The organism is Micromonospora sp. CA-240977, from assembly GCF_050942285.1.
In the GTDB taxonomy this organism is placed as follows: domain Bacteria; phylum Actinomycetota; class Actinomycetes; order Mycobacteriales; family Micromonosporaceae; genus Micromonospora.
Map to the genome: position 1 here is coordinate 5,944,869 of NZ_CP192055.1, position 25,359 is coordinate 5,970,227.

General features: G+C 70.1%; 22 protein-coding genes and 2 tRNA genes. 12 read left to right on the plus strand and 12 right to left on the minus strand.

The genetic code is table 11. The annotated features are described in order from the left end of the window. Positions 1-102 precede the first annotated feature (102 nt). The 9 genes from ACQPWW_RS26830 to ACQPWW_RS26870 all read left to right on the plus strand — a co-directional run bounded on the left by ACQPWW_RS26830 (position 103) and on the right by ACQPWW_RS26870 (position 9,710). Entirely contained in the window at positions 103-1,533 is a 1,431-nt protein-coding gene (locus ACQPWW_RS26830) for a hypothetical protein (RefSeq protein WP_433126363.1), read from the plus strand. A gap of 41 nt (positions 1,534-1,574) precedes the next feature. Next, positions 1,575-2,492 carry a pseudouridine-5'-phosphate glycosidase gene (locus ACQPWW_RS26835; protein WP_433126364.1) on the plus strand — a complete coding sequence of 306 codons (918 nt, stop codon included), beginning with the start codon at positions 1,575-1,577 and terminating at the stop codon, positions 2,490-2,492. 4 nt (positions 2,493-2,496) lie between these two features. Then, positions 2,497-3,186: an HAD family hydrolase gene (locus ACQPWW_RS26840; protein WP_433126365.1), complete on the plus strand. Its 690-nt coding sequence runs from the start codon at positions 2,497-2,499 to the stop codon at positions 3,184-3,186. Beyond that, positions 3,183-4,238 (plus strand): methyltransferase, encoded by a 1,056-nt coding sequence (locus ACQPWW_RS26845; protein WP_433126367.1) that lies wholly within the window; start codon positions 3,183-3,185, stop codon positions 4,236-4,238. The genes ACQPWW_RS26840 and ACQPWW_RS26845 overlap by 4 nt, the downstream gene beginning before the upstream one ends. A 68-nt stretch (positions 4,239-4,306) precedes the next feature. After that, the gene (metK, locus tag ACQPWW_RS26850; RefSeq protein ID WP_433126368.1) at positions 4,307-5,491 is read left to right on the plus strand and encodes a methionine adenosyltransferase; all 1,185 of its coding nucleotides are present in this window, start codon (positions 4,307-4,309) and stop codon (positions 5,489-5,491) included. 148 nt (positions 5,492-5,639) lie between these two features. Continuing rightward, the gene (locus tag ACQPWW_RS26855) at positions 5,640-5,786 is read left to right on the plus strand and encodes a hypothetical protein (protein ID WP_433126370.1); all 147 of its coding nucleotides are present in this window, start codon (positions 5,640-5,642) and stop codon (positions 5,784-5,786) included. 49 nt (positions 5,787-5,835) lie between these two features. Further along, positions 5,836-8,376, plus strand: coding sequence for a phosphotransferase (locus ACQPWW_RS26860; protein ID WP_433126372.1), 2,541 nt, complete (start codon positions 5,836-5,838; stop codon positions 8,374-8,376). A gap of 9 nt (positions 8,377-8,385) precedes the next feature. Continuing rightward, positions 8,386-8,826, plus strand: a complete 441-nt coding sequence (locus ACQPWW_RS26865) for an NUDIX hydrolase (protein ID WP_355028206.1) — start codon at positions 8,386-8,388, stop codon at positions 8,824-8,826. Then, entirely contained in the window at positions 8,823-9,710 is an 888-nt protein-coding gene (locus tag ACQPWW_RS26870) for a PfkB family carbohydrate kinase (RefSeq protein WP_433126374.1), read from the plus strand. The genes ACQPWW_RS26865 and ACQPWW_RS26870 overlap by 4 nt, the downstream gene beginning before the upstream one ends. On the opposite strand, the gene ACQPWW_RS26875 is transcribed toward ACQPWW_RS26870, so the two are convergent. From ACQPWW_RS26875 to ACQPWW_RS26890, 4 genes are all read right to left on the minus strand, one after another. Next, positions 9,691-10,851 carry a radical SAM protein gene (locus ACQPWW_RS26875; RefSeq protein ID WP_433126376.1) on the minus strand — a complete coding sequence of 387 codons (1,161 nt, stop codon included), beginning with the start codon at positions 10,849-10,851 and terminating at the stop codon, positions 9,691-9,693. The genes ACQPWW_RS26870 and ACQPWW_RS26875 overlap by 20 nt on opposite strands. A 228-nt stretch (positions 10,852-11,079) precedes the next feature. Further along, positions 11,080-11,778 carry a hypothetical protein gene (locus ACQPWW_RS26880; protein WP_433126378.1) on the minus strand — a complete coding sequence of 233 codons (699 nt, stop codon included), beginning with the start codon at positions 11,776-11,778 and terminating at the stop codon, positions 11,080-11,082. 236 nt (positions 11,779-12,014) lie between these two features. Then, positions 12,015-12,653: a VOC family protein gene (locus tag ACQPWW_RS26885; RefSeq protein ID WP_433126379.1), complete on the minus strand. Its 639-nt coding sequence runs from the start codon at positions 12,651-12,653 to the stop codon at positions 12,015-12,017. Positions 12,654-12,844: 191 nt separating this feature from the next. Beyond that, a complete protein-coding gene (locus ACQPWW_RS26890) occupies positions 12,845-13,255 on the minus strand; it encodes a hypothetical protein (RefSeq protein WP_433126381.1) in 411 nt (136 codons plus the stop codon). Between the two features lie 207 nt (positions 13,256-13,462). Between ACQPWW_RS26890 and ACQPWW_RS26895 the strand changes: the two genes are divergently transcribed. Then, positions 13,463-13,609, plus strand: coding sequence for a hypothetical protein (locus tag ACQPWW_RS26895; RefSeq protein WP_433126382.1), 147 nt, complete (start codon positions 13,463-13,465; stop codon positions 13,607-13,609). Beyond that, positions 13,606-13,809 (plus strand): hypothetical protein, encoded by a 204-nt coding sequence (locus tag ACQPWW_RS26900; RefSeq protein WP_433126384.1) that lies wholly within the window; start codon positions 13,606-13,608, stop codon positions 13,807-13,809. Before ACQPWW_RS26895 ends, ACQPWW_RS26900 begins: the two co-directional genes overlap by 4 nt. A gap of 17 nt (positions 13,810-13,826) precedes the next feature. Here ACQPWW_RS26900 and ACQPWW_RS26905 read toward each other — a convergent pair. From ACQPWW_RS26905 to ACQPWW_RS26920, 4 genes are all read right to left on the minus strand, one after another. Next, a tRNA-Ile gene (locus ACQPWW_RS26905) sits at positions 13,827-13,900 on the minus strand. Between the two features lie 132 nt (positions 13,901-14,032). After that, positions 14,033-15,271: an NAD(P)/FAD-dependent oxidoreductase gene (locus ACQPWW_RS26910; protein WP_433126385.1), complete on the minus strand. Its 1,239-nt coding sequence runs from the start codon at positions 15,269-15,271 to the stop codon at positions 14,033-14,035. Further along, entirely contained in the window at positions 15,261-17,372 is a 2,112-nt protein-coding gene (locus ACQPWW_RS26915; protein ID WP_433126386.1) for an MMPL family transporter, read from the minus strand. Before ACQPWW_RS26915 ends, ACQPWW_RS26910 begins: the two co-directional genes overlap by 11 nt. Positions 17,373-17,528: 156 nt before the next feature. Further along, positions 17,529-17,601 (minus strand) — tRNA-Asn (locus ACQPWW_RS26920). 294 nt (positions 17,602-17,895) lie between these two features. Here ACQPWW_RS26920 and ACQPWW_RS26925 point away from each other — a divergent pair. Then, the gene (locus ACQPWW_RS26925; protein WP_433126388.1) at positions 17,896-18,303 is read left to right on the plus strand and encodes a hypothetical protein; all 408 of its coding nucleotides are present in this window, start codon (positions 17,896-17,898) and stop codon (positions 18,301-18,303) included. Between the two features lie 64 nt (positions 18,304-18,367). Here the strand turns inward: ACQPWW_RS26925 and ACQPWW_RS26930 are convergent, their stop codons facing one another. The 4 genes from ACQPWW_RS26930 to ACQPWW_RS26945 all read right to left on the minus strand — a co-directional run bounded on the left by ACQPWW_RS26930 (position 18,368) and on the right by ACQPWW_RS26945 (position 25,332). Further along, positions 18,368-19,375, minus strand: coding sequence for a sugar phosphate isomerase/epimerase family protein (locus ACQPWW_RS26930; RefSeq protein WP_357815653.1), 1,008 nt, complete (start codon positions 19,373-19,375; stop codon positions 18,368-18,370). Positions 19,376-19,586: 211 nt separating this feature from the next. Then, positions 19,587-20,090, minus strand: coding sequence for a sensor histidine kinase (locus tag ACQPWW_RS26935; RefSeq protein ID WP_433126389.1), 504 nt, complete (start codon positions 20,088-20,090; stop codon positions 19,587-19,589). A 205-nt stretch (positions 20,091-20,295) separates the two neighbouring features. Beyond that, the gene (locus ACQPWW_RS26940) at positions 20,296-22,404 is read right to left on the minus strand and encodes a ThuA domain-containing protein (protein WP_433126391.1); all 2,109 of its coding nucleotides are present in this window, start codon (positions 22,402-22,404) and stop codon (positions 20,296-20,298) included. 75 nt (positions 22,405-22,479) lie between these two features. After that, on the minus strand, positions 22,480-25,332 hold the full coding sequence (locus ACQPWW_RS26945) for a PQQ-dependent sugar dehydrogenase (RefSeq protein ID WP_433126392.1): 2,853 nt from the start codon (positions 25,330-25,332) through the stop codon (positions 22,480-22,482). Positions 25,333-25,359: the final 27 nt, after the last annotated feature.

The window sequence follows — 25,359 nt, forward strand, 5'->3', positions numbered from 1 at the left end:
CCGCGACCCGCACATCACGTGAACCCGTGGCGTGATCGCGCCATGACCGGGCCGCCGCGGCCATGTCAGCCTGTGCCGGTCAGTCAGCCCAAGGGAGGCCCGATGAGCAGCACCGGCACCGCAGTGGGCCCACTCGACCTGCGGTTCACCGTGGCTCAGCAGTTCCGCCCGGTCGACATGATCGCGCCCCGCTTCACGCAGTTCGACTCCGCCGGCGAGACGGCGGACGAGCCTCCGCTGCCGAGCCCGCTACCCCCGGTCCACGAGTGCTTCCGGACCGGTCAGGGCCTGGTCGCGCCGTTCGGCGCGGTCGTCTGCGAGGTCGCCGAGCAGCAGGCGGACAGCGCGGTCAGCGCCGGGTGGAGCACCGCCGACGGCGACGCGCTGATGGTCCACTACGACGCCTTCCAGCGCGAGGTCACCATCACTGTCACGACCGAGGGCGTCACCGAAGTGGTGGCGCGCACGCCTGTCACGCTGCGGACGCCGTACCGCCTCGCCGCGACCCTGACCGGGACCCGTGTCACCGCGGTGGCCGCCGACGACGGCACCGAGGGCTGGCGACCGCTGGTCACCGGGGACTCGCTTCCGCTCGTCGACCCGCGCCGGCCGGAGACGCTGCGCGGCTACCGGCACACGTACGGCGGCCGCAGCGCCCGCCTCTCCCGGGTCCGCGCCGGATACTTCGGCCAGGTCGGGCTCCGGGACGGGCACCTGGTGACCTATGCGGACGGGCGGCCGTACCGTCGCGACGGCCGGCTGCTGTTCACCTTCGGCGCCGCCGGCATGGGCTTCTCCCAGGAGGCGCACTGGTCGGTGTGGGCGCTCGACCCGGACGCGCCGGAGCGGATGGAGCAGGTCGCCAAGCTCTTCTTCACCCACGACGGGCTGGTCACCGGCGACAACGCCGGGCAGATCGTCTACGACGAGGACCGCGACCGGTTCGTCCTCGTGGTCTGCGGCGGCAACCTGCCGGAGCCCGGCGTCTACGTCCGGCACGCCCAGACCGGCGCGGACATCCTCTCCGGCGTCCACGTCATCGCCAACGAGCAGCTGGCCGCGCCTGTCGACCTCAGCTCGTGGGAGCCGGCGATCGGCCTTGTCGACGGGCGCTGGCACATCGCGTACGCCAACGTGGTCCAGCTCAGCCCGGAGCTGGAGTTCCACCCGGTGCTGGTGGCAGCGGCCGAGGATGGCGACTACCACGAGGGGTTGACCGTCCGGGCCGCCGACCCGGACGTGCGACGTACCGAGGGCTGCGTGCTGCACCGTTTCGCCACCGGCTGGCACCTGCTGGCCACCGACGACGCCCAGCGCGAGTACCGCGTCTACGACCTGGCGCTGCGCCAGGTCGGCACCCTGGCCGCCCCGTTCCTGCCGGGCGGCCCGCACCCCCAGGTCGTCCCGCTCGATGACGACGGCCGCGACTGGCTGCTTGTCACCTTCGCCAACGTGCAGTTCCACGAGGACGTGCTCGGCTACGGCACCGAGGGCGACGTGGTGATCATGCGCGGACACGCTGCTCGTGGCTGACGGACGCACCGCAATGCCCAACGCAGAAAGGAAACCCTGTCATGGAAGACCTTCTGAGGCTCAGTGACGAGGTCGCCGCGGCGCTGGCCGACCACCGGCCGGTGGTGGCGCTGGAGTCCTCGCTGATCGCACACGGACCGGCGTACCCGATGAACGTGGAGATCGCGACGGCGATCGAGAAGGCGGTCCGGGACGCCGGCGCGGTGCCGGCCACCATCGGCATCATCGACGGCCGGATCGTCATCGGGTTGGACGAGGCCGAGGTGGCCCGCTTCGGTGAGCAGCGCGGCATCCCGAAGGTCAGCGCCCGCGACCTCGGCCGGGTGGTGGCCGGCGGCGGACCCGGCGCGACCACTGTCGCCTCCACCATCGTGGCGGCCGAGCTCGCCGGCATCCGGGTCTTCTCGACCGCCGGGATCGGCGGCGTGCACCGCGGCGCCGAGGAGTCCTTCGACATCTCGCCGGACCTGCTCCAGTTCACCCGGACACGGATCACCGTGGTGTGCGCCGGCGCGAAGAGCATCCTGGACCTGAACCGGACCGCCGAGTATCTGGAGACCGCAGGCGTGCCGATCCTCGGGTACCGCTGCGACGAGTTGCCCGCCTTCTACGCCCGCACCTCGGGAATCCCGGTGCCCCGCGTCGACGACCTCACCGAGGCGGCCCGCGCGGTGGACCTGCACTGGCAGCTCACCAACGGCGGCACCGTCCTGCTCACCGCGCCGATCAACGAGGAGGACGCGCTCGACGGCGCGGAGATCGACGCCGCCATCGAGGCCGCGATCGCCGAGGCCAAGCGGGCCGGGGTCACCGGCAACGCGGTCAGCCCGTTCCTGATGAAGGCGGTCGGCGCGGCCACCAAGGGGCGCAGCGGCGCGGCGACCCGCTCGGTGCTGATCAGCACGGCCGCGCTGGCCGGCGAGTTCGCGGTCGCGATGACCGCACTACGGGCGGAGTGACGCGATGACCGAGATGATCGAAGCCGTCGTCCTCGACCTGGACGGCACCCTTGTCGATACCCCGCAGGCCATCGCCGCGATCACCGCGGACATCCTGGCCGAACTCGGCCGGCCGGCGCCGCCGGAGCGGATCCGGCCGCTGGTGGGCCGGCCGCTGGACAGCAACTTCGCCGAACTGCTCGACGTCCCCGCCGACCACGCGGACGTTGCCACCGCGATCGGGCTGTACAAGCAGCGGTTCGGCAAGCACGTGAAGGAACACGGCCCGGACCTGCTCTACCCCGGCGTCCTGACCGGGCTGCGGACGCTGCGGGAACGCGGCCTGCCGCTGGCCATCGCCACCTCGAAGGTGCAGGAGGCAGCGGTGAAGACGGTCACCGCCACCGGCATCGCCGACCTGTTCGACGCGGTCGCCGGGCACGACTCGGTGGCGAACGGCAAACCCGCGCCCGACCTCGCGCTACACGCGGCCGAGCTGCTGGGCGTGCCGCCGGATATCTGCGTGAACATCGGTGACGGGCCCGGCGACATGGCGATGGGACGCGCCGCCGGGATGCTGAACATCGCCGTCACGTACGGGGTGGGCAGCGCCGACGAGTTGCGCGCGGCCGGCGCCGACCTGGTCGCGGACTCCTTCACCGAGGCCGTCGACCTCGTGGTGCAGCGGTTGCACGGCAGCGTGGTGGCCCGATGACCGCCGCTGCCGAGCCGGCCGTCCGGATCGAGCCGGAGACCAGGGCGCAGCTCATCCGCCTCACGTACGGCTACATGGCGTCCCGCATGATCCACACCGCGGTGCGGCTGGGGCTGCCGGACCTGCTCGACGGCGTCGCCCGCGACAGTGTGGAGCTCGCCGAGCGGATCGGCGCCCACGCGCCCTCGCTGCACCGGTTGCTGCGTGCGCTGGCCGGCCTCGGCCTGCTGGCCGAGACCGAGCCGGGCCGGTTCCGCCTGGCGACGCTGGGCGCGCCGTTGTCCCGCCGAGCCGAGCACCGCACCACGGCGCTGACCGAACTGTTCCTGTCCGCCGAGTTCTGGGACTCCTGGCAGAACCTGGAACACAGCATCCGGACCGGCAGGGCCGCGTTCGACAACGTGCACGGCCGCCCCTTCTTCGCGTACCTCGACGAGCACCCGGCCCTGCTGGAGGTGTTCAACGAGGCGATGGCGGAGAACGCCCGGTTCGAGGCGCCCCGCTTCGTGTCCGGGTACGACTTCGGCCGCTACCCGGAGCTTCTCGACGTCGGTGGCGGCAACGGCGCGCTGCTGCACGCGATCCTCGCGGCCCACCCGGACAGCCGGGGCATCATCTTCGAGACCCCGACGGTGGCCGAGCAGGCCCGGGCCGCGACAGTGACGGCCGGGCTGGCGGAGCGCTGCCGGGTGATCGAGGGCGACTTCTTCGTCGGGGTGCCGGCGCAAGCCGACGCGGTCCTGCTCAAGAGCGTCATGCACAACTGGGACGACGAGCGCTGTGTCACGATCCTGCGCAACTGCCGTCCGGCGATCCGTCCGGGTGGTCGGCTGCTGCTGCTGGAGCCGGTCCTGCCGACGCCGATGCAGTCGCAGACGTGTGTGGAGTCCGTGCTCAGCGACATCAACATGCTCGCGCTGACGGCCGGCGGGTTCGAGCGTACCGAGGACACCTTCCGCCGAATCCTCGACGCCGCGGGCTACACGCTGGGCGCGATCTCCGCGACCATCGCCGCGACCGACTTCCGCGTGATCGAGGCCGAACCGATCTGACCCTCCCAGGCCCGTGGCGGCACCCCCCGGCCGCCACGGGCCTGCCCTACGCGTCCAAGGATGCTGCGATGAAACGGTTGTTCACCTCGGAGTCGGTCACCGAAGGCCACCCCGACAAGATCGCTGACCAGATCAGCGACGCTGTGCTCGACGCCCTGCTCGCCCAGGATCCGGGCAGCCGCGTCGCCGTGGAAACCCTGATCACCACCGGGCAGGTGCACGTCGCGGGTGAGGTCACCACCAACACCTACGCGGACATCCCCGCCATCGTGCGGGACACCATCCTGGGGATCGGCTACGACTCGTCGAAGAAGGGCTTCGACGGCGCGTCCTGTGGCGTCAGCGTGTCGATCGGGTCCCAGTCGCCGGACATCGCCCAGGGCGTCGACACGGCCCTCGAGCTCCGTAACGGCGACTCCGGCCATCTCCTCGACCAGCAGGGCGCTGGTGACCAGGGCATGATGTTCGGTTTCGCCTGCTCGGAAACGCCCGAGCTGATGCCGCTGCCGATCGCGCTGGCCCACCGGCTGGCCCGGCGGCTGGCCGCCGTCCGCAAGGATCTGACCATCCCGTACCTGCGCCCCGACGGCAAAACCCAGGTCACCATCGAGTACGACGGCCTGCGTCCCGCCCGTCTCGACACGGTGGTGATCTCGTCGCAGCACGCCGCCGACATCTCCCTGGAGAACCTGCTGGCCCCGGACATCCGGGAGCACGTTGTCGAACCGGAACTCGCCGACCTCGGTCTGAGCACCGACGGATACCGGCTGCTCGTCAACCCGACCGGCCGCTTCGAGATCGGCGGCCCGATGGGCGACGCCGGCCTCACCGGCCGCAAGATCATCGTTGACACCTACGGCGGCTACGCCCGCCACGGCGGCGGCGCCTTCTCCGGCAAGGACCCGTCCAAAGTCGACCGCTCCGGCGCGTACGCCACGCGCTGGGTCGCCAAGAACGTCGTCGCCGCCGGCCTCGCCGAACGCTGCGAGATCCAGGTCGCCTACGCGATCGGCAAGGCCCACCCGGTGTCGCTGTTCGTGGAGACGTTCGGCACCGAGACCATCCCCGTCGACAAGATCGAGAAACTGATCAAGGAGGTCTTCGACCTGCGGCCGGCCGCGATCATCCGCGACCTCGATCTGCTCCGACCCATCTACCAGCAGACCGCCGCCTACGGCCACTTCGGCCGCGACGTGCCCGACCTGCGCTGGGAGAACACCGACCGGGCCACGGACCTGCGAAACCTGGTCTAACCGTTTGCCCGGTGGGTTCGTCAAGGGGTCAGCGGTCTGCCGACCGGTTCCACTGGGCGACTCGGCTCCGGCCGACGGCCGCCCGCGGCGACGGTGCCGCCGTTGGCCCGGGGTGTGCCGGGCGGGCGGGACACGGGGTGCACCGGTCGTGCCGCAGAACGAGCTGCTGGTGATGCTCGACGAGCTGGGTCAGGTGGCGCGCAAGGCACGGGTGATCGTCGGGGTGGTGCCGTACCCATTGACTCGGCGCAACCCCCGCACCGTAATCGAGGTGGGCTCACGAAGGTCGACGTAGGCTGAATCGAAACGGTCATCGACCGGCGCGACTGCACTGGGAGCACCCCGTGGACATCCTGTGGCAGAAGAACGACGACCTGGTGTCGCGGGTACGGGAAGCCTTCGGCGCCGACGCTCTCGACGAACTGCTCCGGCGTGCCTTTCCCCGGCGGACCGTGCTGCACGTCGGCGCCCTCACCCCAGGAATCTCCGGTGCCGCGGTCCTCCACGTACGACCGGAGCAGGACGGCTCGGCCCAGCATCCGTGCGTCGTGAAGATTGGGCCGGTCGGCGACATTCACACCGAGTACGAGCGGTGGCAGCAGTATGTGCAGCCGTACCTGGGCCACGGGGAGATGCCGGACGTGCTCTCCACCGCGGTGATCGTCGGCAACCACGCGGCGCTGGTCTACAAGTTCTACGCCGCCCGGACGCTTGCCGACATGATCCGGGATCTGGCGGGGGCCGACGACTCGATCGGCATCGTGGACGCGGTGCAGACCCTGCTGACCATCGTGCACGTGTGGCATCGTTCTCGGTCCTCGACCTACTTCGACCTGATCGCCGAGGAGTACCCGCTCGAGGCGGAGACCCTGGAGCGCTTCGAGCAGTACGCCGCCGTCAAGCGTCAGTGGGGTGAGATCGCCGAGCCGAAGCTCGTCCGCGACGTCTGGTCACAACCGCCGGAGAGCCTGCGCAAGCCGCAGCTCACCACCATCGGACACGGCGATCTGCACGCCGACAACGTACTGGTGGGGCCGAACGGCTCGTTCGGCATCATCGACTTTCTGCACACCGGCAGGCACCACTTCCTGCGTGACCTGGCGACGCTCGAAGCCGACCTGGTCCTGCGGGTGCTCTGTCCGCCGGAGGCGACGGCGGAGCAGGCCCAGCGGCTGGTGGCCCTGCTGGAGCCGTACTACACGACGGCGGCGTTCACCACGTCCGCACAGCACGATGCCCTGGGACAGGGGGCGTGGTTGCCACTGCAGAACGTGGTGCGCTGCCTGCGGTCGGCGGTCTGGGGCCGGTCCGAGCACGACGCGGAGCAGATACCCGGCTACCTCATCGCCGTGATCCGCCGCATGGTCAAAATGGTCGTACGTGGCGACAGCCGCCTGACAGACTTCCAGCGCTGGATCGCCGCCCGTCTGGTGTCGGCACAGACCGCCGAGCTGGCCCGCGGCGGGCGCTCGGCGGAGCTGCCGATGCCGGTGAGCGGCGACCAGGTCCGCGAACGGGTGCCCGGGCCGCCGGCTGAGGAGCCGGTGGCCGCCTACCTCGATCTGGAGTCCGAGGTCGAGGTGGTCCTCGGGCAACTGTCCGAATCCTGGCGGCCCACCGCGATCGGCGCGATCGAAGCCGAGTTGCCGGCGATCGCCGAGGAGGTACGGCGACGGCTGCCGGAGCGGGAACGTCGCCTCGCGGAGGTGTTCCGGGCCTTGACCGACGTGTACCCGGAGCCGCTGCCCGATCCGGACACCGATCCGGAGATGGTCAATCACGTGCTGGCCCGGGCGGACACCAACCGCATGATCGAGGCTCGGGTGGTGCGACAGGGCGAGGCATTGGTGATCCAGATCCCCGACGTGGCCGCCCTGCTGTCGCACTCGACGCGCGAGTTGCAGATCTTCGAGCCGTTGCTACGCGCCGCCTGCGACCTTTACGAGGCCGGTTCCTACCAGGCCTCTCTGACGCAGTTCCGTCGGCTGGCGGCCCGGTTGAGCGGCGATCTGTCGATCACACGCAGCGAGCTCACGCTGTTCTTCTACTTCCTGTCCAAGTGCCTGCTGAAGCTGAACATGTACAGCAGCCTCAACCGGCTCCTCGACGGTCCGTACCGCGTCTTCTGCGTCGACGTCTGCCCGGAGTTGGAGGCGGAGCGGCTCCTCATCGCCGGGGTGGCCCACCGGCACCGCGGCGAGCTCAGCCTTGCGCAGGCATGCCTGGACGACGCCGTGGCACAGCTCGCGCTGCTCGCCTCGCGTTCCGAGTCGGCCCTCGTCCACCTCGCCCTCGCCGACGCGTACGTGTTGAGCGCGCACCCGCGTTTCGACAACGCGGTCGCGCCCGAGGCCGGGCTGGTCGCTCGTCAGGCCACCGTGCGCCTCACCCTCTCCGCGCTGGAATCGGCGCGGCAGTCCTATGAGGAGTACTGGCGCAGTGGTGGCCGACCGTCCCACTACGAGGGCCGATTGGCTGGCACAATGGCGTACATGACGGTGGTGCGCTCCGTTGTCGAGCCGGCGACGCTCGACGACGAGGCGTGGTCCAGGGCCGCCGCCGACGCTCGGCATGGTTTCGAGCCCGAGTTCGACCGTAAGCCGGTGGGCGTCATCGCCGGGCGCGCCGCTCTCGCCTCGGTCAAGTTGGCGCAGGCGCGCTGGCTGGCCGTGTTGCAGCCGGACCACTGGCCGCAGCAGATGCAGGAGTGCCTGCGCGAGGCCGAGAAGGCGCTCTCCGTCGTGCTGGCGGCCTATGTCAGTCGGGTGGAGCTGGGTCCCCGCTTCGAGTACCGCAAGCTCATGGCGATCCAGTCGTCGATCGGGGCGTTGACGGCCGATCCGCTGGGCCGAGTGGATCCCGACGCCCTCACCCCTCTCATCTAGGAGTCCGCCGTGCCCGAAGAACGCGGCCAGTACCTCGCGGGAGCTTTCGCGTTCCTCTTCGACCAATCCGGCCGCTTCCTGTTGCTGGAGGAGCGGGCCGACCGGCGGAAATACATGTTCGACCTGCCGGGCGGCACGCTACAGCCGTTCGAGGACCCGATCGCGGGACTGCGCCGCGAGGTGCGGGAGGAAACCGGCATCGAGATCGGTGGCGTCTCCCCACTCTGCCACCTGAAATACGATGTGCACGACAGCGGCCAGCCCATCCTGGTGGCGTTCTATGTGGCTCAGGCGGCATCGAGCTCGGTGCAGCTCTCGACGGAACACGCCGGCCACTGCTGGGTCACCCGCGAGGAGTACGACACCAACAAGTACACCGTCTCGCTCGCCAACGAGGAGACCCGGCGGCTACTGGACACCTACCCGCACAGCGACTTCATCCTCCAGTGAAGGCGGTCGTCGCGGGAGATGTCCTCTTCGAGGTGAACGGACATCTTCGGGCGACGTTTCCGTCCCTCCTCACGGACCGGCTCTTCTACGGTGATGTCGCCGCCGTGGTCGGCGGCTCGGCGGCTAACTTCGCGTTGGCGGCCACGGCACTGTTCGACGAGGTCGTCGCGGTAGCCGCGGTGGGCGGCGACGCGGTGGGCGAGGTGATCCGCGCGCAACTCGAGCACCGCGGCGTCCGCGCCCGGCTGGCGGTGAAACCGGACCTTCCGTCGGCCGTTGCGATCTATGTCCGGGACGAGGCCGAGCACCGGGCCAAGGGCGCTCGCCTTTTGCTGGTCGGGGAGCCGGCCGCACTGGGGCAGTGGGACACCGGGGACGCGGAGACCCTGCGATCCGAGCTCGTCGACGCCGACGTCCTGGTCGTCGACGGTTACGCGCTTCGGGCCGAGCCGCGCCGGGCCGCCACGCTCACTCTCATGGCACAGGCCCGCGCCTCGGGTGCCGAGGTCGTCTACGACATCGTCCCGCACGACGTGTTCCGGTCCACAGGCATCGCCGAGGTCCGGCGATACGGCCGGTCGGCGACAATCATCGTCGCCGAGGCCCGGACGTTGAACGCCCTGGCCGGCGAGGACTGGACCGACGCGGACACCGGCGAACAGGCCGCACACCGGGCCGCGACGTTCGGCGCCCGAACGTTTCCGGGTCGCCGCCTGCACGTCCGGTTCGGCCTCGGCAACGCCGACCGTACCCTGACGCTGTCGCCGGACGGCGATGTGGAGATCATGGCGACGGGTTACGCGGAGAGCGACGAGCCGCGTGGCTTCGGCGACCGGCTGCTGGCCTCCGAGTTGGCTACGTTGCTCAGGGGTCGGCGAACCTGAAGAACGCCGTGTCGGGGTCGGCGGTCAGCGCCTCGTGGATGCCGTTGAACATGATGTTCGCCGACCGGTCGATGCAGTCACCGCATGCGCCGGGGAATCGCTGGACCAGAGACGTCATCCGGGGTGTCCACCAGATGTCGTCCAGGCCGTCGTCGCCGGTCATCCGGCCGAACACAGTGCCTTCCGCGCCGCCGGCGAAGCCCTGCCCCCGGTAGCGTCCGCAGGGCACCAGGGCCGGCTCGGACGGGGACGACCCGACCTCGACCAGTGCCCGGTGGGTCGACGCCAGGCAGGTCGAGAAGTACTCGCGCGGGACGTAACCGGTGTCGGTGAGCGACCGGGTCGGGAAGAACGCCTGGAACTCGTCGTCGAGCAGTTCGGTGCGTACCCGGTCGACCTGGCGGCGGTAGTCGTCCTCCTGCTCGGCAGTGAACGCCACCCGCAGGCGGTCGCCGAGGACCACCCGGAAGGACACGTGGTCCAGCCCGGCGGTCTTGGCGGCCGCGGCGATGGCGTACACCTCCGCGACGTTCGTCGGATGGATCATCGACGTGCCGCCGAGTGGCATCACCGCCAGCGGAGCGGGGCCGTGTTCGGCACGGCGCAGCCGGTCGAGCTCGGCGAGCGTCCGCAGCAGGGACGTCACGCCCAGTCGCGGGGTCCGGTGCAGGAGCATCCTCGTCTGGTCGGTGGCCGCGTTGAGGCTGACCCGCACATAGGTGCCGGCCCGCACCAGCGTCAGCAGCAGCTCGGGCCGCAGCAGGTCGCCGGCGGTCAACACGGCGGAGGTCAGGCCGAGCTGCCGGCACAGGTCGACGGCCGCGGCGAAGTGCGGGCTGACGAGCGGATCACCGCCGCCGTCGAAGCGGACCACGCGCACACCCATCCCGGCCGCCGACCGCAGGGTGCGTTCGAGGGCGGGCCAGGACAGGTGCAGGCCCGAGCCACCGACCGCGCGGTAATCGGCGGAGAAGCAGAAGGTGCACGCCGACGCGCACGCCATCGTGATGTCCAGGTCCAGTTGGACCGGGTGCGGCCTGCCGTCCCGGATGCCCGCCGACAGCGCCGCGATGTGGTCGGCCAGTCGGCCCGGCACGATCTCGCCGCCGTGCGCCGGGATCATCCGGAACGACCGGGTCATGGGTGACCACGCCACCAGTGCGGTCCAGTGGCCAAAGGTCACGTTGTCGTTGCCTTCGACCACCCGTCCCGACCCCAGGTCGACCGGTTCCCCGCCGCCCGGGGGCCGGATCAGAAAGCTGTGGCCACCACGGTTCTCGGCCAACACGGCATACGGTGGTGCTGTCGGCGCCACCGGAGGGATCACCGGCCCAGCGTTACGCCGACTTTCACAGATGTCAATCTCGGCTTAGATCAGCAGAAGCCGCTGAATCGTGCTCAACGCCTGCTGCATCGGCGCGACGAATCGCTCCCGAAAGTCGGCGGCCTCCCCGTACGGACCGATGAAGCTCGCGACCAACGGCAGTGCCGACAGCTCGACGAGCGCCTGCTCGTCCTCCAGCGCGGGCATCGTCTCCTCGTACTCGGTCACCAGCTCGCGCAGGTAGGTCTCGGCACGACTGATGGCCACGGCCAGCTGCTCCCGCTCCGGGAACAGCTCGTTGTCGGCGCGCACCGCGAAGGAGTGCGCCTCCAATGACAGCTGCGCGTCGAGAACCACCTGAAGGAACTCGTCGTATCGGCCGGCACGCAGCCGCGGCGCGTTCTCGTTGCCAGGCCGGCGCACCAGCGCCTGGGCACGCAGCATCCGCCGAGCACGCTTGACCGCGTTGTACTGCTCGACGAGATCGCGCAGGTACCGCTGCCGGGCTTCCCGGCGGGCGAGGGTCAGGTCCTCCGCGCGGCGGACATCCTGGGCGCGCTGGTCGGCGTCCCGGTTGAACGCCTGGTAAGTGAGGGACACCGCGCCACCCAGAACGGCGACCAGGATGAACTGCAGCAGGATCTTGTAGGCCTCCACGCCCACCACCCGAGTCGCGGCATCGTGCCGCAGCACCAGCACGGCCGCCAGCGCGAGGCTGACCAGGACAGCGACGAAGATCGTCACCGACAGGCGACGAGACGCGGCACTTCGTTTCGGGTCTATGCCTCGCGAGTTTAATCGGCGGTGCCGACCCGACTCCGGTTCCGAGTATCCCTGCGGTGGCGCCCCCCGGCGTCCGTGGCTGGCCCTGCTCCTTTAGGTGTCTCTGCCCGTACCTCATGGTCCAAGGCTGTTGCTGTCAACGGTTGCTGTCAGCCCGGTCGCAGAGACGTCGGCGGACGGGCATCGCTCAAGAGCCGTCAGGTCCTGTGGGTGAGGACGTTGATGACCCTGCCGCTGGGGTCACGCATGAAGAAGCGTCGGACTCCCCATGGTTCGTCGGTGAGTGGGTGCACGATCTCAGCGCCGGCGTTTCGGGCGGCCTGATGCGCGGCGTCGACATCATCGACCTCCACGGACACGTCGGGGACGACCGGTGCGGTGGCGTCGTGGGTCATGAGACTCAGCTGGGCCTTCGGGTTGGCGCGATCGCTCAGGGTGACGATCCAGCCCATGTCCATGACGACCTCGAAGCCAAGTACCTCGACGTAAAAGGCGGTGGCCGCCGCGATGTCTTCGGTTGCAAGATTGGGCACTGTGCGCTTTATGGCCATGAGGGCATGGTGCCTCGCGGCAGCCTCGTCGACCAGGCCTGCCCCGTCTTGTACGGCTCCGCCGCCATCTTCGCTGCCTCGGCGGATACCTCGTCGCACATGCTGTACCGCATGGCGAAGTAGATGATCGGCCCGGCTGCGCGGTGTCGGCGGCGTCTCGTTGTCCGCACCGATGTACTCGTCGTAGAGCTGCCGGAAGACCCGTCCGGGCGGCGGGTCGTGCTGCTGCGGACTGAGGGCGTCAGTCCGGACCTCGACGCGGTGCGCCCGGATCGTCGGCAGCATGCTTGACCAGGCAAAACGGTTGGTGGGGCGGGCGGGACTCGAACCCGCGACCGAGGGATTATGAGATCAAGATGGGCGGCCCGGCGACCAGCCCGAGTGGGCTCCTAGCAGCGGAAATACCCTTCCGATATCTCTCACCACTCCCCTACCTTCGGTGGACCTCTTGCGGACTAGATGCGGACCGTCCACAGCTAGCAGGCAGACTTCTGGACGAAGGTCTCGCGTTCCCCGGTGTCCGAGTCGTCGGCCCACTGCCACAGGCTCACGTCCCCCCGCCAGCTGCGCTGAGTGTTCAACTCAAGGCTTGCTTTGGCATCCTTCATGCTCAGGACTAGCTGTCCGTCCGCTGCCAAGTCGCCCGGGCGCAGCTGGCCGCTCCCGGAAACCGTGTCCGTAGATCCGTCCGCGTTGAAACCGAACATGGCCTCAGACACCGTGAAGGCGTGATCTGGCGCGATCTTGATGACCCCACCTTGCCGGGACTGGAAGACGCCGCACAGAGCGTCGATGCGAACCGGCCACAGTGCGCGCCAGGCAAGGGCACCTGGCAACAGCGCTATCAGGAGGCCGACGGTCACAAGCACGATCTTTCGCCTACTCATGCCCGTCTCCTGTCGATGTCCACCGTCAGCTTGGCCGGCACCCTGTCCGCGTTCATCCCGGCAGCGTAGGCGGCACTGCCGCCAACCGTTCCTCTGCCTCAAGCCCATCTCCGCCGTGAGTCCGCACATCGTGGAACGGGCCTGCTCCCCCGGTTCCTGGTCGAGCCGATCGCCGCGCAGATCGCCGGCCGTTCCGGTGACGAGCTGATGTTCACCTCCCCGGCCGGCGAGGTGCTGCGCAACAACAACTTCCGTCGCCGGGTGTTCGACCGGGCTGCGGAGTCGATCGGGCTCGCCGGCCTGACGCCGCACGAGCTGCGGCACACGGCAGCCAGTCTGACGGTGCCAACGTGAAGGCGGTGCAGCGGATGCTCGGGCACGCCTCGGCGGCCATGACGCTGGACGTGTACGCGGACCTGTTCGAGGACGACCTGGACCAGGTGGCGGACCGCCTTGACCGGGCGGCGGGTCGTGCTGCTGCGGACTCAGTGCGGACTGAGAGCGTCGGTCCAGACCTCGACGCGGTCCGCCCTGGCCACCGGCAGCATGGCTGACCAGGGAAAATGGCTTGTGGGGCGGGCGGGACTCGAACCCGCGACCGAGGGATTATGAGTCCCCTGCTCTAACCGGCTGAGCTACCGCCCCGAAACACCGCGCCGGATCTTATCCCGCTCGGCGATCAGCAGCCAGCACCGCGCCGGCCGGCGCCCACGTCTGCACCAGCACGATGGGCTACAGGAATATAACAGCGCGCTCCGGTCGGCTCGGGGACGGCGGTCAGCCGGCGCGCAGCTCCTCCAGCACCGTCCCGGCCGTGCGCCATCCGCTGGCGAGAGCGCCCTGGATCGATGGGCTGTCCCGGTGGTCACCGGCCACGAACAGGCCCTCTCCCAACGACACGGGCTTTTGCAGCCGTCCCTGCGGCGGCGGTGCGGCGGGCAGCGCCTGCGGCACGGCCACCGTGGTGAGGTGGGTCCAGTCGGCGGTGGATCGGCCGTACAGCCGGGTCAACTCGGTCCGGATGGTCGGCTCGGGTGGCGCGGTCGGGCCGACCACGGAGGTGGCGATCAGGTGCCGTCCGGTCGGGGCGTACGTCGAGACGGCGTTGCTGAGCACCACCGTGTTCGCCACGATCTCCCGCCGGTCGCCGTCGACGAGCAGGATCGGTTCGGTGAGCGGCGGTTCCGGCGCGCTGTGGTAGTAGGTGGTGTAGCTGTGCATGCGTACCGTCGTCAGGGCCGGCAGCAGCGCGGGCGCGGCGGGTGGGTCGACGGCGACCACGACGGCCCGGCAGCGGATGTCGCCGGCCTGGGTGCGGACCCGGCCGGGCGCGACCTCCGCGACCGGGGTGTCCAGGTCGAGCAGGTCGGCGGGGAGTGGGGCGGCGATGGCCCGGGGCAGCGCGGCCATGCCTTCGGCGGGCAGCCCGATCCGGCCGCGGGCGAAGGATCTCAACACCATCGCGAGTACGTGGCTGGAGGTGGCCAGCTCCCGGTCGATGAACACACCGGAGAGGAAGGGCCGCAGCAGTTCCTCGATGATCGCGTCGGAGAGGCCCGCCCGGCGTAGCGCGGTCTCGGCGGTGGTCTCCGGCGCGGTGAGCAGCCGGGACACCGGCAGGGTGGCGCAGCCGGTGGCGAGCGCGGCGAAGCGCAGCCGGTCGAGCAGGGTGCCGATGCCGGCGAGGGCGGTGCGCGGACCGCCGGTCGGCTCGCGCAACGGGTTGACCAGCCGCAGCAGGTCGTCGCCCTTTCGCACCAGGACGCCGGAGGTGAAGTACCCGAGGTGCAGCCGGTCGGTGTCGAGCAGCGTGCCGAGCTGCGGGTAGGCGGTGTTGAGCACCTGGAAGCCGCGGTCGATGAGGTAGCCGTCGACGACGTCGGTGGCGACCCGGCCGCCGGGTCGGCCGCTGGCCTCCAGCAGCCGCCAGGGCACGCCGGCGCGGTGCAGCCGGCGCGCGGCGGCGAGGCCGGCCAGGCCACCGCCGACGATGACCACGTCCGTCTCAGCCAGCATCGCGCGCCTCCCGCTCACCGTTCGCCCGGGACAACCGGCCGGGCCACCAGATTTTCGGCCCGATGTCGTACGCGAGGGCGGGCACCAGCAGCGACCGGACGATGATGGTGTCGATCAGTACCCCGATCGCGACAGCCGTACCCAACTCGACGAGCACCACGAGTGGCAGCACGGCGAGGGCGGAGAAGGTCGCGGCGAGCACGATGCCGGCGGAGGTGATCACCCCGCCGGTGACGGCGAGGCCGACGAGCACCCCGGCGCGGGTGCCGCGCCTGACCGACTCCTCCCGCACCCGGCTCATCAGGAAGATGTTGTAGTCGATGCCGAGGGCGACCAGGAAGACGAACGCGAACAGCGGGAACGACGAGTCCACCCCGGGAAAGTCGAACACGTACCGGAACAGCAGCGCGCAGAGCCCGAGGGTGGCCGCGAAGCTGAGCAGCACGGTGCCGATCAGCAGGATCGGGGCGAGCAGCGCTCTCAGCAGCAGGGCCAGGATGACAGCGATGACCACCAGCACCACCGGGATGATGACGTTCTGGTCGCGCTTCGCGGCGTCGGAGGTGTCCACGTTGATCGCCGTGAAGCCGCCGACCACCGCGTCCGCGCCGGGCACCCGGTGTACGGCCACCCGCAGCTCCCGGATGGTCCGCTCGGCGCCGTCGCTGTCGGGCGGGTCGGCCAGGGTGGCGTCCAGTTGCACCCGCCCGTCGACGACCTTGGGTGGGGCGTTCGGGTCGGGTGGGCCGGTCTGCGGGCCGGCGGTGAGGGGTCGGACGTCGGCGACGCCGGGCACGTCCTTCGCCACCTGGGCGACCTGCCGGGCGGTCTGCTGGGTGGTGAAGATGGTGGCCGGGCTGCCCGTGCCGGCCGGGAAGTGCCGGGAGATCACCTCCTGGCCGTCCACCGAGTCGGTGCGCTTGGTGAACAGGTCGGACTGCCCGAGGGTGGTGGCGCCGAGCTGGGTGAGGCCCAGCGTGAGGAGGGCCAGCACGGCGGCGGTGGTCAGCCAGATCGGTCGGGCGTGGCGGGCCACGAAACCGGCGATGCGGCTCCAGATGCCGTGCTCGGCGCGGGGGTCGGCCTGGTCCGCCCGGGGCCGTCGGGGCCAGAACGCCCACCGGCCGCCGAGCACCAGCAGCGCGGGCAGGAAGGTGAGCATCACCAGCAGGGTGGCGGCGATGCCGATGGCGGCGACCGGGCCGAGGGCCCGGTTGGAGTTGAGGCTCGACAGCAGCAGGCAGAGCAGGCTGACGATGACAGTGCCGCCGGAGGCGATGATGGCGGGCGCGGCGCCCTTCCACGCGGTCCGCATGGCGTCCCACTGTCGATCGTGGCGGTGCAGCTCCTCCCGGTAGCGGGCGATCATCAGCAGCGCGTAGTCGGTGCCGGCGCCGAAGACCAGCACGGTGAGGATGCCCTGGGCCTGTCCGTTGAGCTTCACCACGTCGGCGTCGGCGAGCAGGTAGACGAAGACCGAGGCCAGGGCGTACGACATGCCGGCGGCGAGCAGCGGGAAGATCCAGAGCACCGGGCTGCGGTAGACCACCAGCAGGATGATCAGCACCACCACCAGTGTGACGAGCAGCAGTGGTCCGTCGATGGCGGAGAAGACCTCGATCAGGTCGGCGAGCAGGCCGGCGGGTCCGGAGACGTCCACGGTGAGCCCGTCCCGGTCACCGCCGGTGATGTCGCGTAGTTGTTCGACGACCGAGCCGATCTGCTCTCCCTCGGCGTCGTCCACCGGCACGACGACCTGGAGGGCCTGGCCGTCCGCGCTCGGAATGGGTGGGGGCAGCGGGGTGAGTACGCCGGGCACCTGGGCGAACCGGGCGGCGTCGGCGCTGACCCGCTGCCGGTCGGCGTCGGTGATTCCGGCTGGCCGCTCGTAGACGACAAGGGCCGGGATGGTCTGTCGGTCGACGAAGTCGCCGGTGAGGTCCTGGGCGCGGGTCGCCTCGGCGTCGGTGGGCAGGAAGGCGGCGTTGTCGTTGGTGGCGACCTCGCTGAGCCGCCCGGCGTACGGCCCGGCCACGCCGCCGATCACCAGCCAGGCCAGCACGACCGCCACCGCGATCAGCGTGGCCCTGCGTCCCGACATCCGCTCTCACCCCAATCGACGCATCAATCGACGCAGCGGGAGTCCAGGTCGACATCGACCATCCTGCCGGGCGAGCCGGCCGAGGGAGGGCGAAACCGGTGGCAGGCACACGAAAACGCCCGTCGGCGAGTGGCCGACGGGCGCTGGGTGGAGAAGCTCCCCCGATTGGACTCGAACCAATAACCTGCCGGTTAACAGCCGGCTGCTCTGCCAATTGAGCTACAGGGGATCGTGCATCGCGCGCCCCCGGATCACGCCGGTGCCGTGCGACGGGAAAAGAATACAGGACATCCCCCGGTGGCGGTCCAGTGGGTTCCGCCCCAACCACCGATGATCAAGGCCCGCAGGTCAGGGTCCGCAACACATCGACAATTAGGGTAAATCGCCATCCCGGCACAAGCATGCTTGAGCGGAGAGCAGGATGGGTAGTTAGCTGCGGACAGAGGACGCAGGCGCGAACAGGTCGCCTTCCGACGGGGCAACTCGCCGGGGTGACGGCGCGTCAGGTACGGAAGGAGCCGCCATGCGCGGAAAGATCATGTTTCTTGGCGGGCTGGCTGCGGGATTCGTCCTGGGCGCCCGTGCCGGCCGGGAAAAGTACGAGGAGCTCGTGGTCCAGGGCCGCAAGGTGCTCGACCACCCGACCGTCCAGGAGGCGGCCGGGGTCGCGCAGGCCCAGGCCAACAAGCTCTACAGCGAGGGCAAGGACAAGCTCGGCCAGACCAGGCTGGGCGAGAAGCTGGGCAGCGGTAACGGCAGCACCGGCAAGCAGGAGCTGACCGCCGCCGACGACGCCTTCGCCGGCACGCCCGCCACAGTGGGCGCCAAGGCGGGCACCAGCACGGTCGGCACGACCTCCGGGTCGCCGTCGTCCACCAACACCCCCCGCACCAAGCCGTCCGGCTCGGGCACGAACGCCAGCACGCTCTGACCAATCGCACGTCGACGGGCCGGTCGCCGCAGGGCGACCGGCCCGTGGTCTGTCCGAGCTGCGGTCAGTCCTTGCTGCTGAACGCCGCGTCGAAGGCCGCGCTCGGCGCGTCGAAGGCCAGCCGGCGGACGAACTGCAACGCCTCCGGGGCGCCAACGAGCCGGTCCATCCCGGCGTCCTCCCACTCGACCGAGATCGGGCCGGTGTAGCCGATCGCGTTCAACGCGCGGAAGCAGTCCTCCCAGGGCACGTCGCCGTGCCCGGTGGAGACGAAGTCCCACCCGCGGCGCAGGTCGGCCCAGGGCAGGTGCGAGGCGAGCCGGCCACGCCGGCCGTCGCCGGTGCGCACCTTGGCGTCCTTGCAGTCCACGTGGTAGATCCGGTCGGCGAAGTCGAAGATGAAGTTCACCGGGTCCAGCTCCTGCCAGACGAAGTGCGACGGGTCCCAGTTCAGCCCGAACGCGGGCCGGTTGCCGATCGCCTCCAGCGTCCGCTTCGTCGTCCAGTAGTCGTACGCGATCTCGCTGGGGTGGACCTCGTGCGCGAACCGCACCCCCACCTCGTCGAACACGTCGAGGATCGGGTTCCACCGGTCGGCGAAGTCCTGGTAACCGCGCTCGATCATCGACGGCGGCACCGGCGGGAACATCGCCAGGGTGTGCCAGATCGACGAGCCGGTGAAGCCGACGACCGTCTTCACTCCGAGCTTCGCCGCCGCCCGCGCGGTGTCCTTGATCTCCTCGGCGGCCCGCTGGCGGACCCCCTCGGGCTCCCCGTCGCCCCAGATCCGGGCGGGCAGGATGTCCTGGTGCCGCTCGTCGATCGGGTGGTCGCAGACCGCCTGACCGACCAGGTGGTTGGAGATCGTGAAGACCTCAAGGTTGTGCTTCGCGAGGGTCTCCCGCTTGCGCTCGACGTACGAGTCGTCGGCGAGCGCCTTGTCGACCTCGAAGTGGTCGCCCCAGCAGGCGATCTCCAGACCGTCGTAGCCCCACTCGGAGGCGAGCCGGCAGACCTCCTCGAAAGGTAGGTCGGCCCACTGGCCGGTGAAGAGCGTGATGGGTCGCGCCATTGTTCTTCTCCCCTGTTGTCATGGGGGATTCCAGGTGCGGACCGGGGCGAGGGTGACCGGACGTACGCGGCACCGAGCGGTCACCGGTGGGTGCGGAGCACACCTGGGCCCGGCGGGTTGCGCCTCCCACCGGGTCACCGGCCACCAGCACGGTCGCCGCCCCCACCCTATTTCCGGGGCACCCCATTGCGAAAGCCCTGCGGGCCGATGATCATTCGGCCACCTCCTCGGGCGCCGGCAGGGCGGCCGACACGGTGTAGCCGCCACCGGCGCGCGGGCCGGCGGAAAGGGTGCCGCCGAGGCGTTCCGCGCGCCGGCGTACCCCGAGCAGACCCCGCCCGGCACCCTGGGTGCCACCGCCTGACGGCAGCGGGCCACCGCCCTCGTCGCGGACCTCGATGGTGATGCCCGTGGCGTCGTAGCGCAGCCGGACCGCGACCGGCGCGCCCGGGGCGTGCCGGCACGCGTTGGTAAGCGATTCCTCGATGATCCGGTACGCCACCGCGTCGACCGGGCCCGGCAGCGGCCGGGGTTGACCGGCCAGGCTCCACCGCACCGGCTGACCGGCGGCGAAGCCCTCCACCAGCGCGTCGAGCCGGTTCAGACTGCCCGTCGGCTCGAACGGGTCGTCCGGATCGTCGGGCCGACGCAGCGCATCACCCAGCCGGTGCCCCTGCGCCAGCACCATCTCGCGCCACTGCGCGAACCGCCCCATGCAGGTCAAGGTACGGCAGTCGGCTGCGCGCCGGTCCGCGGCGTCACCGGAACGCGGCCACCCGGTCAGCGCTCTCGACGGCAGGGCGTCGACGGGCCGCGGACGACGGCGAGATCCCCGAGTCGGGCACACCCGGCCCGGCAGGGTCGGCGCCGGATCTGGAGGGGCCCACGCCGTGGGCGTCGACCCCTCCAGGCTCAGTCGGTCAGGGCAGGGTCCACTTCTGGTTGGCCGCGCCGAGGCAGGTCCAGAGGTGCACGACGGTGCTGTCCGCCGAGTTGTTGCCGGAGACGTCGAGGCACTTGCCCGACGACGTGTTGCGCAGGCTGCCGTCGGACTGGGCCGCCCAGTTCTGCGCGCCAGTGCCGTTGCAGGTCCAGAGTTGGATCTTGGTGCCGTCGGCGGTGCCGCCGCCGTTGACGTCCAGGCACTTGCCGAGCGCCCTGATCGTCGAGCCGGACGTCACGGTCCAGGTCTGCGCCGTACTGCCGTTGCAGGTGTAGATCTGGATCTGGGTGCCGTCGGCGGTGCCACTGTTGCGCACGTCCAGGCACTTGCCGGCCAGCCCCTTGATCGGGCCGACCCCGGGAGTGCCGCCACCGCCCTTGACCAGTGTGAAGTCGTCCAGGTCGAAGAGCCCGGTGCCACTACCGGTGAAGGTGAGATAGAGGTTCTGGGTGCCGGAAGGGACGCCGGACAGGGCGGTGGAGACGTTGGCGAACGTGGTCCAACTGCCGGTGTTCGGCACCGCGACCGAGCCGAGCACCGGGCCGGTTGCCGAGCCGGTGCGCACCTGGATGGTGCCACCCGCCCCGCCGGAGACGACCCGGGCCGTGAAGGAGGTGACCCCGGTCAGGTCGACGCCGTTGTACGCCGCCCAGTCGCCCGGGTCGATGTAGCCGACGGTCTGCCCACCGTTGGCGCCCGCCTTGGTGAACGCGGACACCCCGTTGGCCGAGCTGAACGCCTCGGCCTGGATCGTGCCGGTGGGTGGCGGGGTGGTGCCCAACTCCTTGATCCGGATGTTGCGGAACGAGGCGTCGTCACCGGTGCCGTGGTTCTGGATGCCGATGTGGCCGGCCAGCGAGCGGACCGGGTTCGTGTTGGTGAAGTCGTTGATCTTCACCCCGTTGAGGAAGATCTGCAGCCGCTCGCCCTCGACAAGCAGCTCGTAGGTGTTCCACTCCCCCGGCGCGTTCAACGCCGCGTCGCGGGCCGCGGTGTCGGCCGACTTGAACGTGTAGACCGAGCCGGTGGTGCGGTCGGCCGCGTCGGTGGCGTCGATCTGGATCTCGTAGCCGTTGTCCACCGCCGACCACGGATCACTGGACGGCGGGAAGCCGATGAAGATGCCGGAGTTGTCGTCCCCGGCCAGCTTCCAGTCCATCTTCAGCGAGTAGTTGGTGAACTGCTTGGCGTTGTACCAGAACAGCCCCATGCCACCCACCGACGTCAGGGTGGCGTCGGAGTTGGTGAAGCTGCCCGGACCCGCCTGCGACCAACCGGTCGTCGAGCCGTTGTAGAGCGGGGTGTACCCGGTCTCCGGCCGGCAGTCGGCCTTGCTCCGGCCGGAGGCGTACCGGATGCCACCGAGCAGGTGGGACCGGAACGCCGGCTCCGCGTACGACGCCTGGGTGTGCCCGGCGCCGGTGTAGAAGGACCGGCCACCGCTGTAGCTCTTGCACCAGCTCAGCGGGTGGTCGGCGCCCATGCCGCCACCGGAGTACGACGACTCGTCGAGCGTGGCCAGCACGTGGGCGGTCGACCGGGCGTTGGTCCGGTAGTTGTACCACTCGTCGGTGCGGGTCCAGGTCTGCGGCAGGTGGCCGGTCGCGGCGTGCCCCCGGTCCTCCACCTTCATGTTGGCCTGCTGGATCGCCGGGTGCGAGGCGAACCACGCGCCCACCAGGTTGCCGTAGAACGGCCAGTCGTACTCGGTGTCCGCGGCCGCGTGCACACCCACGTACCCGCGACCCGAGCCGATGTACGACTCGAAGGCGGTCTGCTGGCTGGCGTTGAGCACGTCGCCTGTGGTGTTGAGGAAGACGACAGCCTCGTACTGGGCGAGGTTGGAGGTGGTGAACGCGTTAGCGTCCTCCGTGGCGGTGACTGTGAAGTTGTTCGCCGCGCCCAGGTCCCGGATGGTCTGGATGCCGACCGGGATCGCGTCGTGCCGGAAACCGGCGGTCTTGGAGAAGACCAGCACGTCGTACGGGGCGTCGGCGGCGCTGGCCGGGCTGGCCGGGGTGGTGCAGGCGATGACGGCGAGGGCGGCCAGGCCCGCACCGAGGACGGGTCGCAGGAGTCTGCGCATATCGCTCTCCTAACTGCGGTTAGGAGGGGCCCCAAGCCCAACCGTAGGCGTTGCGAGGGGCCCCCACCTGTCAACTCAGGGCAGGATCCACTGTTGGTTGGCGGCGGCGTTGCAGGTCCAGAGGTGGACCACGGTGCTGTCGGCGGAACTGTTGCCGGAGACGTCCAGGCACTTGCTGGACGCCGCGTTGCGTACCGTGCCGTCGGCCTGCCCGGCCCAGTTCTGCGCCCCGGTCCCGTTGCAGGTGTAGAGCTGGATCTTGGTGCCGTCGGCGGTGCCGGCACCGGAGACGTCCAGGCACTTACCCAACGACTTGATCGTGGAGTTCGGGGTGACCGCCCAGGTCTGCGCCGCACTGCCGTTGCAGGTGTAGATCTGGATCTGCGTGCCGTCGGCGGTGGCGGCGTTGCGGACGTCCAGGCACTTGCCACCCAGCCCCTTGATCGGGCCAGTTCCGCTGGTGGCGGTGCCGGTGACGAACGTGAACGCGTCCAGGTCGTAGAGCGCCCCGGTGCCCGACCCGGCGAAGGTCAGGTACAGCGTGGTCGTGCCGGTCGGCGGGCTGGTGATCGTGCCGGTCACCGTGGCGAAGGTCTCCCAGCCGCCGGTCACCGGGACCGTGGCCGAGCCGAGCACCGTGCCGGTGGCCGAGCCGGCCCGCACCTGGAGGGTGCCACCGGCGCCCGCCGAGGAGACCCGGGCGTTGAACGATGTCACGTTGCCCAGCCGGTACGGCTGGAACGCGATCCAGTCGCCGTTGTTGATGTCGCCGACGGTCTTGCCGCCCTCGGCCGTGGTCTTGCTGAACACGTTGATCCCGGACGAGGTGCCGAAGAACTCGGCCTGCCGGTGCCGCGGCGGCAGCGTGTGCTGGGTGTGGGTGGTCAGGCCACCGGCGTCGGTGTACTCGGCGTCGAAGATCGCGAAGATGTTCGCCGCGTCGTCGTGCTCACCGTCGACCGGGATGGTGATCGAGCCGGAGCACCCGGTCTTCGAGGTGATCTGGTGCCCGTGCTGGTCGTGCCCGAGCACGTAGGTCATCTTGACCTTCGCGCAGTCGATGGTGCCGTCCTCCGGGTCGGTCACCGTGATGCTGTACGGCACCGTGTCGCCGAAGCTGAACAGCTGGCCGTTGCCGGGGTTGTTGATGGTGACGGTGGGCGCGGTGTTGCCGACACTGATCCGGACGCTGCTGCTGCCGGTGGCGCCCTGCAGGTCGCGCACCGTCAACGTGGCGGTGTAGGTGCCGTTAGTGGAGTACGTCTTCGTCGGGTTGGCGGCGGTCGAGGTGGTCCCGTCACCGAAGGCCCACGAGTACGTCAGCGCGCCGCCCTCGGGGTCGGACGAGCCCGCCGAGGAGAAGGTCACAGCGAGCGGCGCGGCACCGGAGGTCCGGTTGGCGCTGGCCGCCGCCGTCGGTGCCCGGTTGCCGCTGCCGACGTAGTCGAAGCGGTAGAGCGCCGAGTTGGCGTCGCCGTTGAAGTAGCCGGTGCCGTAGTCGAGCACGTAGTACGCGCCGTCCGGGCCGAACGCCGAGTCCATCACCTGCTTGCCGACCCAGGGGAAGGTGTCGATGGTGCCTCGGGAGCCGTCGGAGTTGACGTGGATCGGCTTGATCCAGCCCCGGCCGAACTCGGTGGCGAAGAACTGCCCGTCGAAGGACTGCGGGAACTTGGTGGTGGAGGTCGACGAGGCGTTGTACCGGTAGACCGGGCCGCCCATCGGCGACTCGGAGCCGCCGCCGAACTCGGTCGGGGTGCCGGCGTCGCCGGCGTACCGGATCCAGGCCGGCTGGGCCGGCGGCAGGGTGGTCAGGCCGGTGTTGCGGAACGAGTTGTTCGTCGGCCCGCCGGCGCAGTTGTACTTCGCCCCGCTGGCGTTGGTGGCGAAGTCCCACTCGTTGTACGTCTCGGTGCTGGTGTTGGTGCCGGTGCAGTACGGCCAGCCGAAGTTGCCCGGTGCCGCGACCCGGTTGAACTCCACCTGGCCGGACGGTCCGCGGGTGGAGCTTGTGGTGCCGGCGTCCGGCCCGTAGTCACCGACGTAGACGACACCGGTGGCCTTGTCCACGCTGATCCGGAACGGGTTGCGGAACCCCATCGCGTAGATCTCCGGCCGGGTCTTGGCCGTGCCGGGCGCGAACAGGTTGCCCGAGGGGATGGAGTACGTGCCGTCGGCGTTCACCTTGATCCGCAGGATCTTGCCGCGCAGGTCGTTGGTGTTGCCGGCGCTGCGCTGTGCGTCGTACGCCGGGTTGCGGTTGGTCCGCTCGTCCAGCGGCGAGTAGCCGGCGGACTCGAACGGGTTGGTGTCGTCGCCGGTGGAGAGGTAGAGGTTGCCGGCGGCGTCGAAGTCGATGTCCCCGCCGACGTGGCAGCACAGGCCGCGGTTGGCAGGCACGTCGAGCACGTCGACCTTGCTCGACTGGTTGACTGTGAAGTCCGAGTTGAGGGTGAACCGGGAGAGGCGGTTCACTCCCTGCCAGGCGGAGAAGTCGGTGCCGGTGGCCGGCGCGTCACCGGCGGGGGTGGAGAGCGGCGGCGCGTAGTAGAGGAAGATCTGCCGGTTGCTGGCGAAGTTGGGGTCGACCCCGACGCCCTGCAAGCCCTCCTCGTCGTGGTTGTAGACCGACAGGGTGCCGATCACGGAGGTGGTGCCGCTCGCGTCGGTGCGGCGCAGGGTGCCGTTGCGGGCGGTGTGCAGGACGGAGCGGTCCGGCAGCACGGCCAGTGACATCGGCTCGCCCATGTCGGTGACGCCGCGGGCGAGTTCGACCTGCTGGAAGTCGGTGGCGACGATCGTGTGCGCCTGTGCGGGGGCCGAGCCGGCGGCGAATGCGACAGTGCCGGCGGCGACCGCCAGCAGCAGCGCCGATCCGGCGGAGGACCATCGTCGGGATCGATGTTGTGGAGCGTCCTTCATGGACATGTTGTGCTGCCCCTTCCTGACGTGTGA

Coding starts and splice junctions, on each gene's coding strand:
- ACQPWW_RS26830 (WP_433126363.1), top strand. CDS start 103: ATGAGCAGCACCGGCACCGCAGTGGGCCCACTCGACCTGCGGTTCACC.
- ACQPWW_RS26835 (WP_433126364.1), top strand. CDS start 1,575: ATGGAAGACCTTCTGAGGCTCAGTGACGAGGTCGCCGCGGCGCTGGCC.
- ACQPWW_RS26840 (WP_433126365.1), top strand. CDS start 2,497: ATGACCGAGATGATCGAAGCCGTCGTCCTCGACCTGGACGGCACCCTT.
- ACQPWW_RS26845 (WP_433126367.1), top strand. CDS start 3,183: ATGACCGCCGCTGCCGAGCCGGCCGTCCGGATCGAGCCGGAGACCAGG.
- metK (WP_433126368.1), top strand. CDS start 4,307: ATGAAACGGTTGTTCACCTCGGAGTCGGTCACCGAAGGCCACCCCGAC.
- ACQPWW_RS26875 (WP_433126376.1), bottom strand. CDS start 10,851: ATGACCCGGTCGTTCCGGATGATCCCGGCGCACGGCGGCGAGATCGTG.
- ACQPWW_RS26885 (WP_433126379.1), bottom strand. CDS start 12,653: ATGCTGCCGACGATCCGGGCGCACCGCGTCGAGGTCCGGACTGACGCC.
- ACQPWW_RS26890 (WP_433126381.1), bottom strand. CDS start 13,255: ATGAGTAGGCGAAAGATCGTGCTTGTGACCGTCGGCCTCCTGATAGCG.
- ACQPWW_RS26895 (WP_433126382.1), top strand. CDS start 13,463: ATGTTCACCTCCCCGGCCGGCGAGGTGCTGCGCAACAACAACTTCCGT.
- ACQPWW_RS26910 (WP_433126385.1), bottom strand. CDS start 15,271: ATGCTGGCTGAGACGGACGTGGTCATCGTCGGCGGTGGCCTGGCCGGC.
- ACQPWW_RS26915 (WP_433126386.1), bottom strand. CDS start 17,372: ATGTCGGGACGCAGGGCCACGCTGATCGCGGTGGCGGTCGTGCTGGCC.
- ACQPWW_RS26925 (WP_433126388.1), top strand. CDS start 17,896: ATGCGCGGAAAGATCATGTTTCTTGGCGGGCTGGCTGCGGGATTCGTC.
- ACQPWW_RS26930 (WP_357815653.1), bottom strand. CDS start 19,375: ATGGCGCGACCCATCACGCTCTTCACCGGCCAGTGGGCCGACCTACCT.
- ACQPWW_RS26935 (WP_433126389.1), bottom strand. CDS start 20,090: ATGGGGCGGTTCGCGCAGTGGCGCGAGATGGTGCTGGCGCAGGGGCAC.
- ACQPWW_RS26940 (WP_433126391.1), bottom strand. CDS start 22,404: ATGCGCAGACTCCTGCGACCCGTCCTCGGTGCGGGCCTGGCCGCCCTC.
- ACQPWW_RS26945 (WP_433126392.1), bottom strand. CDS start 25,332: ATGTCCATGAAGGACGCTCCACAACATCGATCCCGACGATGGTCCTCC.